The following is a 13,018-nucleotide window of genomic DNA, read 5'->3' as shown; positions in this document are numbered from 1 at the left end:
ATAATGGACAGGCAAAAGGTATAGCGATTCGGCTCAATTGGTTTTCTAAACCAAATCTACCTGTAGCTGATGGATCAGAGAAAGAGGTTTGAATATATTAATAGCACAAATGTTTAGCAAAACGATTAGAAGATTCAGTTGGGATATCAGCTTGTCCCAATCAATCGCAATTGATTGGCCCTTCATTTACCATGAACCATGACAGAACTGCCATATGGTAACTATTATTAACTTAGGAAAATTATTTTTCAAATAATTTATGCAATCGATTGTATTTTCAGTTATAACTTCGTAAGTTGCTTTAAAAAGATATCTTGTGAGAAGGTCAGGGTATATCCGTAATGATATGCGTGCTTTAGATATCAGTTGTTAATTTACCAATTAGGGCAGCCTTTCAAAACGGGTTCTACATCGTTTACTACGATATTTTAACCGGACGGCTACGAAAACCAATAAGGACATAAAGGTGATGATATCAATAAATTTGAACGGCTATCGGCGGTTATTGCTGATTTGTTTTTTTTCGGCCTGTACATCTTCTTCTGCGCTTGCGCAGTATGATCTCAATTTTACTTCCCTAACCACAAAAAACGGGCTATCTTCCAACACCGTGTACACAATTTTAAAAGACAAGTCCGGCCTGTTATGGTTTGGAACTTCCGACGGACTGGATAAGTTTGACGGAAGCAATGTCACGGTTTATAACCATGACAGCACAAAGCCGGAAAGTATACCAGGAAATGAGATTACTTCTTGCCTTGAAGATAGCAAAGGCCGGATATGGGTGGGAACGAGCGGCGGCGGCATTGCTTATTACAACCGCAAAACAGATAATTTTGTGCGGTTCAATGGAAATGGCCTGTGGCCCTCTGTTAACAATATTTCCATAAGCGCAATTGGCGAAGATCATTTTGGCCATATCTGGATCGGATATTATTGGGGACTCAAAATAATTGATCCCTCCACCGGAAAAATCACTTCCCTGACTATCGATCCTAAAAGCAGTATCAACTCCAGGGCAATACTGAAGATATTTGAAGATCGTCAAAAAAGAATGTGGATCGGTACAAATAACGGCCTTTTTTTATACAATTGGAAACTGCATACCTTCCGCCATTTCCGCCGCGATACAGCGGATTTACATAGTTTGAGCGATAACCAGATACAGAGCATTTTACAGGACAGAGAGGGACAGATTTGGTTTGGCACCGGGAACGGACTGAATCGTTTATTACCTGATAGTCAAAGCTTTGAAGCAATTCTGCATGACTCGTCGCCGGGCTCGATCATCCATAACAAAATTTATGACCTTGCCCTCGATAAGGCCGGACGTTTGTGGGTAGGTACTGAGGGAGGCGTTAGCATTCTGGATATTCACCGGAAGACGGCAATCAATTATGTACCAAACCGCCGCAACAACTTTAGTCTTGTCAACAAATCGGTCCGGAGCGTATATGTCGATGACCAGGGCATTGCGTGGCTGGGCTGCTTCCAGGGCGGTATAAGCAAGTATGATCCCAATCTGGCACTATTTCACTATGTACAAAGTGATCCGTTTGATGCGCAAGGCCTTTCAGCGCCTATTGTAACGTCATTCGCAGAGTTACGGCCGAATCAATACTTCATCGGAACCGACGGTGGGGGACTAAATCTTTTTAACCGTAGAACAGATCTGTTTAAGCATATCAATATCCGCAGCAAAATCAATCCATCCAATCCCAACCTTACGGTTATGTGCCTCGAAATTGATCATTTGGGCAATCTTTGGATGGGCACCTATCAGAATGGTTTTTTTAAAATTAATACAAAAACCTTTACTTATGAACAGTTCCTCAATGGTCCAGGAATCGACAAACCCAATCATAACGAAATTTTCTGCATCAGGGAAGACAGCCGCGGATGGATTTGGATAGGCACGAACGGCGGCGGAGTAAATATTTATGACCCACGAACCGGGCATTTCAAAAGATACATAAAAAATCCGATTGTCGAGAATGACAGAAAGCTAACGGTAAACATGTTCATAAGGGACATTGACGAAGACCGCTATGGGAACATGTGGATCGGTACCAACGGGACTGGACTGGCTTATCTGAACGTTAAAAGCGATTCTATCATCGTATTTAATCGTACAAACAGTAATCTCTCAGATGATAATGTCCATTGCAGCTACATTGATCAAAAGGGAAATATCTGGGTAGGGACTGATGGTGGCGGATTAAATTTACTTTCCCATGGCGCAAATAGGTTCAAACACTACGCGGGGAGCGAAGGACTGGATAATGGTGTAATTTACAAAATATTACCTGATAGTAAAGGCTTACTTTGGCTGAGCACCAACAAAGGTATCAGCAGTTTTGACCCGGTAAAAAAGCTTTTCAAGAATTTTAACCACTACAATGGCGTCCAAGAAAGTCCATTTAAGTATGGTTCCGGAATCCGGGCATCAACCGGTGAACTGTATTTCGGCGGTGAAGATGGATTTAACTACTTCAACCCGCAATCCCTACCAACCAATGATAATCACCCTTCCGTATTGTTATCAGACTTCAAAGTATCGAACATTACGGTTGTACCCGGTGAGGACGCCCCTATTAAGGAAGCGATCGGGGTTGCGAAGGAAATAAAACTGGATTACGGGCAGAATTTTTCAATCAGTTTTGTAGCGCTAAATTATACCTCACCTCAGCAAAATCAATTTTCCTATAAATTGGTCGGGTTTGATAAGGACTGGATGGCCGTATCCCATTCCAAAACAGCTCACTATACCAATATTAGCCCTGGAACCTATACTTTCTATGTTCGAGCTACAAACAATGAGGGGGTTTGGAGCGACAAAGCAACGTGTATCCGAATCATTATTCTTCCCCCATTATGGCGCACGGTTTATGCTTACTGCTTTTATGTTTTAGTTGCATTCTCTATACTCTTATTTGTCAGACACAGAGGCATTAAGAAAATTGAGCGAAGATTTGAATTGGAGCAGGAAAAAGCCAGTTCCAGGCAGGAAGCAGAACGCGAAAAACGAGAGATTGAACGCTTGCATGAACTTGATCTGTTAAAAATTAAATTTCTAACCAATCTCAGCCATGAATTTCGAACACCCATTTCGCTCATTATGGCGCCTGCCGATGAACTTTCGATAGCAGTCAAAGATGTAAAATTGCAGCGTCAAACTGATATCATTAAACGCAATGCCCGTCGGCTGCTGAACCTGGTTAACCAATTGCTGGACTTCCGAAAAATGGAAGAACAAGAACTTCAACTGAACGCGGCACCTGGTGACTTTATCATTTTTATCAAAGAAGCGGCCGGGTCATTCCAGGACCTTTCAGAAAGAAAGCGGATCGATTTTTTTGTTAATACCGAATTGGAACACCTATCTGCCATATTCGATCACGACAAAATCGAACGGATTATTTTTAACCTGCTTTCTAACGCCTTCAAATTCACAAAACAAGACGGGTCTGTAAACTTGTCACTCAATCTGGCTCAAGCGCTAAATGACGGTTGTGACACTCTTATTATTACCATTATTGACACCGGCATAGGTATCCCTCTGGAGGAGCAGAAAAAAATATTTGAAAGCTTCTACCAGCATAACACGGCGGCAAGCATTTTGAATCAAGGCAGCGGTATAGGACTAGCGATCGTCAAAGAATTCGTTGCCCTTCATCGCGGGGAGATAGAGGTTCAAAGCAAACCTCAGGAAGGAACAACATTTATAGTAAAAATACCTGTTGTATATAATGAGACCACTCAACGCGAGAGTATTCAGGAAACCACTGGTCTGAAAAATGAAGGCCAAGCAAATTTGCCCTCAAAGCAAACGACGAACAACCCGTTGCCCAAACCTCTCATTTTGCTTATTGAAGATCACGAAGAACTTCGGGAATACCTCAAAGAAAAATTACTGGAACAATACGCCGTCATTGAAGCCGCTAATGGCAAGGAAGGCTGGCAGCGAGCGCTCGCCGCTCATCCGCACCTGATCATCAGTGACGTCAATATGCCTGAGATGAATGGCATCGAGCTTTGTAAAAAAATCAAAGCAGACAGGCGAACAAGCCATATCGGGGTAATTATGCTGACCGCAATGACAGCAGAGGAAGACCAGCTTCGGGGGCTTCAAATTGGGGCCAACGACTACCTTACCAAACCGTTTAATCTTGACATACTTAACGCCAAGATCCGCAACCTTTTAACCTACAATTTTTCTTTGAAAGACACCTATTCCCGCCAAATACAAGTAGTCGGAAACGAGATAGAAGTTCCATCACAGGATGTCAAGCTGATCAATAATATCGTAAAATATATCGAAGATAAACTGGCGACGCCGGAATTATCCGTCGAAGAACTCAGCCGGCATGTCTGCATGAGCAGGGGTGCTTTATATCACAAAGTACTGGACCTTACCGGCTTAACGCCTGTTGAGTATATTCGTGCCGTTAAGCTGGAGCGTGCGGCATCATTGCTGGCTAAAAGTGATCTGAATATTACTCAAATCGCTTATATGACCGGATTTGGAACACCCAGCTATTTTTCACGGCAGTTTAAACTAGGCTTTAAAATGCTTCCCTCCGACTATGTCGCCTTGCATCGTAAAGACGTTAAAATTAATCCGCCAAATATGGAACTATCCGTCGACCGTAGCTAATGAAGCATTACGCGCCAATTGGCAACATCAATTAACGTTTTGCAAAAACATTTCTGACATAAATATATCTAATATTGACCAAACCCACTGAACAAAAATCATGACATTTATATCATGCAAGCTACTGATCATAAGACTGGCCCGGCTATTAACCGGTTATCCTGCCTCAAAATCGGCTTGTGGTTAGCTATTTAAAATTCAAATTACCGCTATTCCAACTATGAAGTTGATCCAGATGTTAACGTTTATTATGCTTTCCGGTCAATCATTAATGGCCGAAGTGCGCCTTCAATTAATCAACACAACTGATAGTTAAAACATTTTTGCTATTTATATATTCAATCGTCCTGCTGAAATACAGACAAGTTACAGACTTTAGCCTGAAATCTAATGAATGGGCCAAGCACGAAATGCATTGCCATGAAAGGGCATACGCGTCAACTCGTTCCGCCAATTCTTATTTGCAAAAACCAGCAAAAGGATATGACTATACTTTCATTCAACAAACTTTTTTTTAAGGCGATATTACTGGCCGCGACCTGTATCTGCATTTGTTCGCAGGCAAAAGCTGCCTTTCCTGATTCGACGTTTGTCAGCAGGGCATCAAGCCGCAGCGGATTTCCATTGGCCGGAAACAACAGCGTTGCCCCGCTCTTCATCTCCACTGACGATTATCCGGGTGTGTTGAGAGCTGCCGCTGATCTTCAGCGGGACCTTACTTCCGTTACCGGCCTTACACCAACCCTATCCAGCAAAATACCCACTGGGAAACGGATAGTGATCATTGGTACGATTGGTAAATCGCGATTGATCAACGATCTGGTCACCAGCAAAAAGCTGAATGTGGCGGACATCATGGGACGATGGGAGACTTTTGTATTGCAAACCATTAACAAGCCGTTTCCGGGAGTTGACCAGGCGCTGGTCATCGCTGGAAGCGACAAACGGGGAACCATTTATGGAATTTATGAGCTCTCTAGGCAAATCGGTGTATCACCATGGTATTGGTGGGCAGACGTTCCTGTCAGACATTCCAGCACCCTGGTTGTATCTGCCGGCCGGCATTCCTTGGGTGAGCCGGAAGTAAAATACAGAGGCATTTTTATCAATGATGAAGCACCGGCATTTTCCAGTTGGGCCAGAGCCAAATTTGGCGGTGTTAACCATGAGCTATATAAACATGTGTTCGAGTTACTGTTAAGGCTGCGGGCAAACTACCTATGGCCTGCTATGTGGGGCAACGCGTTCAACGATGATGATCCGCTTAACCGAAAAACAGCCGACGAGTATGGGATCGTCATGGGTACCTCCCATCATGAACCCATGGACCGGGCACAACAGGAGTGGAAGCGTTATGGGCGAGGAGAATGGAACTATGTTCAAAACAGGGATACGCTTCGGGCATTTTGGCGAAAAGGAATTGAAAATATGGGAAAGGCTGAAACCGTCGTAACGATCGGCATGCGCGGCGACGGCGACAAAGCGATGGAGGATGGTACTAATATCTCGCTCCTGGAGAAAATTGTAGCTGACCAGCGCCAGATCATTGCCGATGTCACACATCAGCCCGCCGGGCAAACTCCCCAGCTTTGGGCGTTATACAAGGAAGTACAGGATTATTATGATAAGGGCATGCGGGTACCTGATGACGTTACGCTCTTGCTGTGTGATGACAACTGGGGCAATATCCGCAAACTTCCCCCAGCCGGCGAAAAACCCCGAAAAGGCGGATACGGCATTTATTATCATTTTGATTATGTGGGCGGACCCAGGAATTATAAATGGTTAAATACCAACCCAATCACCAAGGTATGGGAACAAATGCATTTGGCTTACGCTCATCATGCCCGGCAGCTTTGGGTTGTAAATGTTGGTGACCTCAAGCCGATGGAATTTCCCATTTCGTTTTTCCTGGACTATGCCTGGCGTCCCTCCGCTATTTCAGCAAGTGATCTGGAAAATTATACCAGACAATGGGCAAGCCAGCAATTCGGAGAAAAATATGCCAGACAGGCTGCTTCGATTATCCAGGTATACAGTAAGTTTAATGGTCGCCGGAAACCAGAACTACTGAATGAAAAGACGTACAGTCTGCTTAATTTCAGGGAGTTTGAAACGATGGTTTCGAATTATCGCGCATTGGAACGACGCGCGGATTCTCTTTACACTATGATGCCGGTTGATACCAAAAACGCTTTCTACGAGTTGGTTTTACATCCTGTTAAGGCCTGTGCTAACCTTAATGATCTTTATTACACTGTAGCGCTGAATCATTTTTATGCGGCACAGGGAAGATTAAGTGCCAATAAAATGGCGGAACGGGCGAAATCTCTTTTTAAAACCGATGCGGCAATAGCCTATTATTACAATAAGGAATTGGCGGGGGGCAAATGGGATCATATGATGGATCAAACCCACATTGGCTACACTTCCTGGCAAGAGCCGAAAGTCAATCTGATGCCTGATTTAAAAGAGGTTACACCTGCAAAGAGCGCTGCACTCGGCATTGCGATGGAGGGAGACAGCCTTGCGTGGCCGGTTAACAAAACGCTCCGGTTAACTGGCCTCAGGGAAACCGGAGATACGCGATTTTTAGAGTTATTCGTCCGTGGAAGTCTGCCGGTTAAGTTCAAAATTGATGCACCACCATTTTTAGAGCTGGACGTCCTTACTGGTACGGTTACCGATCAGCAACGAATTTATGTTATGCTGAACAGGAACAAACTATCCGGGCAGGTACGGGAGGGTATAATTAAAATATCAGCAGATGATGGTACCCATGCAGAAATAACTGTTCCCGTACCCGCTAAGGCGACTTTCGTGGCGAACACTTTTAAGCAAACTTCCAATTTTATATCAATTGAAGCAGCCCACTTCCAGCGGAATGTGGTTAAGGGCGGCGCGAGTTGGACAGTACTACCAGATTATGGAAAAACACTTTCTGCCATTACGCCTATGCCGGTTATAGCCGAAACCCAAAAGCCCGACAATAACAGCGCCCACGTGGAATACCGGATCGATATACAAACTCCCGGAGACTATGATGTCAGGACCTATCTCGCTCCCTCCATTGATTTTACGGCGGATAAATCGCTGAAGTATGCTGTTTCCATAGATGAAGAAAAACCACAGGTGATCAGCGTTAACGCGGAGGCGAATGGTCATTTGTGGAATATGGCGGTAGCCGATAATATCAATATTTACAAGAGCACACACCACATTGATCAGCCCGGAGTTCATACTTTAAAAATCTGGGTGGTTACCCCGGCCATTGTTCTGGAGAAAATCGTGATCAGTTCCGGAGCGTTGCCGTTCAGCTATCTCGGCCCTCCGGAGAGTACTTTCATACCGCCAGCTAAAGTCTTTAAGCAATGATCAAGCGCTCTATTAACGCATAACTAATTCGGACAAACGCCTGCATCAATCATCTTCGGGTTGACAGAACCATATTCTATCCCGGGTCAGTACCTATTATGAACCCATAAGGCGATTTCCCGGAACCGCTTTATGGGTCCTGTTGATTTAATCGGCAAGTAAGTTTCTTCTGATACCAAGTTCCAGGCCTCGTAACTCAGCCAAACCCTTCAGTCGACCAATTAAAGCATAACCCGGATAGGTGTCGTATTGTTCGTCGTCAGCCAGTTTATGTCCATGATCCGGGCGCATAGGAATTGCCAGGTCAATTCGGCCCTCCACAAACCGGCGTATCTGCTCCGCCACAACCGCTTTCATCACATCATACATATCTGTACTTCCCCCGAGATGATCCGCTTCATAGAAGCTGCCATCCGCCTCCCGCTTTACATTTCGTAAATGCAGGAAATGTATATGTTTACCCAATCGTTTAATGATGCCGGGGATATCGTTCTGCGGATCCACGCCGAGCGACCCGGTACAAAGTGTAAAACCATTTGCAGGTGAATGACAAGCATTCACTATTTCGGTCAGATCGGTTTCATTACAAGCGATCCGGGGTAAACCCAAAATAGATATGGGCGGATCGTCCGGGTGAATACACATTTTAATTCCCAAAGCTTCTGCTATTGGAACAACAGCACGGAGAAAATAATAAAGATGCTGCTTCAGTTCGGCACGACCGATACCCTTATAATTATCCAGCTGGCACTTGAATTCAGACAGTGAAAATACCTCATCCGTTCCGGGGAGTCCTGCCAGGATAGTTTTAGCTAGCCGGTTTCTTTCAAAATTGTCTGCATTATCATAATATATTTTAGCCGAATGTAGCTGACTTTCCGTATAACCCAGCTGTGCCTTATCCCGTCTAAGGATAAAAAGATCAAACGCAGCCAGTGCAATCGCATCAAAACGCAGGGCTATTGCACCATTGGGCAACCGGTAATCCAGCGACGTTCTCGTCCAATCTAATACTGGCATAAAATTATAGCAAACGGTTTTTACACCTGCCCGGCTAAGATTAGACAATGTTTTTATATACTTTTCGATGTAGCTATCGCGCTCCGGGCCGGCAGTTTTTATGGATTCATGAACGTTTACACTCTCGGCAACTGACCATATCAAGCCGGCTTCTTCGATCATCCTTTTACGGTACACTATGGCTTGGTCCGACCAAATTTCACCAGCCGGGATATCATGCAAAGCCGTCACTATCCCGGTTGCTCCGGTTTGGACTATCTTTTTTAAAGTTACCGGATCGTTCGGGCCGAACCATCGGAAAGTTTGTTTCAAATCAGGAACACGTGTCATAGTTCTACTATTGATGCAGGGAGGTCTTGTTCAAAGTACGGCAATCAGTTGGAGGTTTACAACGCCGGCAGACGAGTTTGTACATAAGTGGTACAAGTATCAACAAATGGGCAAGAGAATCCCTGTATGTCCCAACCCTCAAGCCGAATCCTTTGGGTTTCAACAGGAATCCACGGACTTATAAAACCCCTCACACTATTCGGCTATGAACATTTGTATTAAAAGTATAAAGAAAACGGCGGGGCAACTTCCGGTTCTATTCCCTAGTTTTAGGAGTTAATGAGAATTAAAAATTTCACTACATCATGAATAGGAAATATATTGAAGAGTTTTCGTTGGAAGGCAAGGTTATTGTAGTTACAGGCGGAACAGGGGTGCTTGGTCACGCTTTTATCAAAGGCATTGCCGCCGCAGGCGCCACTGTCGCCGTTCTAGGACGGAACGAACAGGCAGATCGCAGAGCAACGGGTAGCTGAATTAACCGATGCCGGCGGGAGCGCAACAGCATTAATTGCTGATGTCACCGTGGCGGAGGAACTGATTGGAGCGAGACAGCAATTAATGGAAACCTATGGCAGTATAGATGGCCTGGTTAACGGTGCAGGTGGCAATATGCCAACTGCCACTGTCCAACCGGCAGATGACTTGTTCAATCTGGATATGGCAGGTCTGAAACAGGTTATCGATCTCAATCTACATGGCACACTGCTTCCTACACAGGTCTTCGGCCAGGCCATGGTCAGGTCAGGAGGCGGTAGCATTGTAAATATCTCATCCATGGCCTCCCAGCGCGCGATTACCAAAGTCCTGGGGTATAGTTTGGCTTAGGCGGCAATTGATATCTATACGAAGTGGTTTTCGGTTGAAATGGCGAACCGTTATGGTGACAAACTTCGTATGAACGCTATCGCACCCGGTTTTTTCCTCACTGAACAGAACCGGACCCTGCTTACCCGTCCGGACGGCTCTTATACAGAACGAGGTAAGCTGGTGCTGAAACAAACGCCGTATCATCGGTTCGGGGATGCGGACGAGTTATGCGGAGCCTTGATCTGGCTGCTCAGCGACGCCTCTAAATTTGTTACCGGTACCGTTATTAACGTCGATGGTGGTTTCGCCGTGTTCAGTGGCGTATAATTTATTTCCACTAAATACTTCCCGTGCCGTGCCGGTATTCGTAACCGCAATAACAAACAATCTATTCACTTAAAACATATGTACTGAAAACATCATCATTTATAACAGAAAGGAGTCCCGGATCAAGGTATTTTTACCGTTATCACTGGCTCGTGCCTCGCACAGACATGAATTTACCTGGAAATTGCATGCAACCCGTACAAGGCAGGACTACACACCATCTATTATTCCCTACAAGGGCAAGTGGTATATTTTTTACCATGATACAGAGTTATTTGGCAAAACCTATCTACGCAATATCAAAGTGACCAAATTATATCATACTGCTGATGGTAAAATCAAGATGATCTATCCTTGATTCAGGCCATGGTATACTAAGAAGTTACAATTGTAGGGGTTAACCGCGCGTCTTCTATTACTCTACAGCGGATACTTTATCCGCTAATTATTGGCAAACAGGGGCGCCAATCCTTAAATGAAAATCCTAACTAAAACAGGCCGCCGGATATCCGGCGGCCTGTTTTAGTTAATCACGGGTAAATTTAAGATTTAATAACCATTGTTTTGCGGATACTTAGGCCCTGTAAGTACCGCGTCGATCAGACTCTGCGGTATCGGCCTCCGCATGTGATATTCCTGAACGTTCGGTCTGCCGTTCGCATTGTACATTTTTACACGGCGAACCAGCTGCCGGGTCCTCACCAGATCATACCAACGACGCGGATCACCAAACAATTCTCTTGAATACTCATCCAGGATCAGATCCATCCCACAGGGCGGCGAACCCGGCGTTAGGTTGTTGGGAATGGACAATTGCGCCTGTTGTGCCGGTGTCAATGCCATTGCGGCGACATTCGCCGCGTTGGCCGTTCCCTGAGTGGCAGCTGTCACCCTGAATTGTCCCTGGGGAATCGTATTTCCATCAGCAGGAACGCGGTAAGCGGCACGCTGGCGAATGACATTCAATGACACAGCAGCTTTATCAGCATTACCCAGCATATAGTTAGCCTCCGCGTTCATGAGGTACACTTCCGAAAAACGCATTAGAACGATGGGGCGGCTTGAAAAATCATTCATGCCGGTACGCAACGGATCGTCAAATTTCTTGACGGTTGGGAACACGTTATTATTGTATTGTTTCGGGGTGACGATCAAACCTTTAAAAGCATCCCTCCTGGCCATGGTAACCTCTGCTCCTGGCATCAATATAGCGGTGTCGCCATCAATAGGAATATTGTAAGCGGACTGTGAAAAATTTGACGTGGGTGTAAGGGCGCCTTTAGACCCGCCCGTACTGGTTACGCCGGCAGCCACCTTTTGATTACAAATCCAAAAAGTTTGAAAAGTAGCGTCCCAACGGCAATCATGCACCTGATCCAAAAAAACCTGATTAACATATGGTCCATTAGGCGCCACACGCACATAGGGACGGCCATTATAAACATCACGCTGCATTGGCTGTTTGTTGGTATTAATTTTTTGCGGGACAGCATCAATACCGGAGCCATTGTCAACACCGGCTTGCGTGATATAATTCCAGCGCCATACTACGGGTAACTGGTTCAAACCATAACCCCCACTTCCCTGTTGGGTATAACCAGAGTAACTCGGATCAGTCATGCCGTAATCAATAGTGAACATGTTCTCCTTGCCATAGTCATTAGCCGGTTTGTGTTCATCGTTGTAATCCTGAAACAGATCAAGTCCATAAGCAGATTTGTTGGCAATGAGATCACTGGTCAGATCTGCGGCTTTCTGATAATCGCCTGGCTGCGCCACTTCGTTGAGATAGCCCCTGGTCAAATACACCTTAGCCAGGTAAGCTTTTGCCACTGCAGCGGTGGCCGTTTTACCGATACCGCCGGCGGAAAATGGATTTGAAGAAGTGATCGTATTCGGCAATGCTGCTGCTGCATCCGTAAGGTCTTTAATAATCAGATTGTAAATATCTGCCAACGGAGCTGGCGCATCACTTGTATTGGCCGCAGTGATAAATGTGGTATGCAGTGGAATACCACTTTTTTGTGTGGCGGTTGTTCCGCCATAGGCCTGAACCAGGTGAAAATAGATCCACCCGCGTAAAAATTTGGCCTGCGCCACATATTGTACTTTGAGCTCGGGAGCAAGCGTGGTGGTTTCCGAATATTTAAGCACACCGTTTAAGGTATTGATATCTGACCAAAAGTTATTGAAGTAAATCGTATTGGACGAGTTAATGCCGTTATAGGTATCAAACGCAATCCCGCCAGAAGTGGAACTTGAACCGTAAATAGACTCATCTGTACCATTCCACCAGTAAACGCCCTCGCCCGAAAAAACGCCCCTCAGATCATTGTATACTCCTGTTATCCCTGCGGGGATGCCACCAGGTGTACCAAGGTAATCCGGATACAAGGATGCGCGCGGCTTTTCATCCAGTAACTTCTTACAACCTACACCCGAAAAAAACAACACGAAGACAGCTATGACGATACCTGTTTTATTTAAAATTTTCATGAC

At 45.1% G+C, this 13,018-nt stretch carries 5 protein-coding genes and 1 pseudogene; 4 read left to right on the top strand and 2 right to left on the bottom strand.

The window, feature by feature from the left end:
• Positions 1-469 precede the first annotated feature (469 nt).
• Positions 470-4,657 carry a hybrid sensor histidine kinase/response regulator transcription factor gene (locus BLR84_RS02260; protein ID WP_143013806.1) on the top strand — a complete coding sequence of 1,396 codons (4,188 nt, stop codon included), beginning with the start codon at positions 470-472 and terminating at the stop codon, positions 4,655-4,657.
• 483 nt (positions 4,658-5,140) lie between these two features.
• On the top strand, positions 5,141-8,032 hold the full coding sequence (locus BLR84_RS02255) for a glycosyl hydrolase 115 family protein (RefSeq protein WP_176851918.1): 2,892 nt from the start codon (positions 5,141-5,143) through the stop codon (positions 8,030-8,032).
• A gap of 147 nt (positions 8,033-8,179) precedes the next feature.
• Here BLR84_RS02255 and uxuA read toward each other — a convergent pair whose 3' ends face one another.
• Entirely contained in the window at positions 8,180-9,382 is a 1,203-nt protein-coding gene (gene uxuA / locus BLR84_RS02250; RefSeq protein WP_090463713.1) for a mannonate dehydratase, read from the bottom strand.
• A 305-nt stretch (positions 9,383-9,687) separates the two neighbouring features.
• On the opposite strand from uxuA, the gene BLR84_RS30325 reads away from it, so the two are divergent.
• Positions 9,688-9,858 (top strand): hypothetical protein, encoded by a 171-nt coding sequence (locus BLR84_RS30325; RefSeq protein WP_255366842.1) that lies wholly within the window; start codon positions 9,688-9,690, stop codon positions 9,856-9,858.
• Positions 9,836-10,519, top strand: a pseudogene (locus BLR84_RS02245) (SDR family oxidoreductase). Before BLR84_RS30325 ends, BLR84_RS02245 begins: the two are co-directional and overlap by 23 nt.
• A 549-nt stretch (positions 10,520-11,068) precedes the next feature.
• Here BLR84_RS02245 and BLR84_RS02240 read toward each other — a convergent pair.
• Positions 11,069-13,015, bottom strand: coding sequence for a RagB/SusD family nutrient uptake outer membrane protein (locus tag BLR84_RS02240; RefSeq protein WP_090465734.1), 1,947 nt, complete (start codon positions 13,013-13,015; stop codon positions 11,069-11,071).
• Positions 13,016-13,018: the final 3 nt, after the last annotated feature.

The sequence above is a fragment of the Mucilaginibacter sp. OK268 genome, from assembly GCF_900103125.1.
GTDB lineage: Bacteria > Bacteroidota > Bacteroidia > Sphingobacteriales > Sphingobacteriaceae > Mucilaginibacter.
The sequence above is the reverse complement of the archived record's forward strand: the minus strand, read 5'-3'. Positions and strand labels throughout refer to the sequence as shown.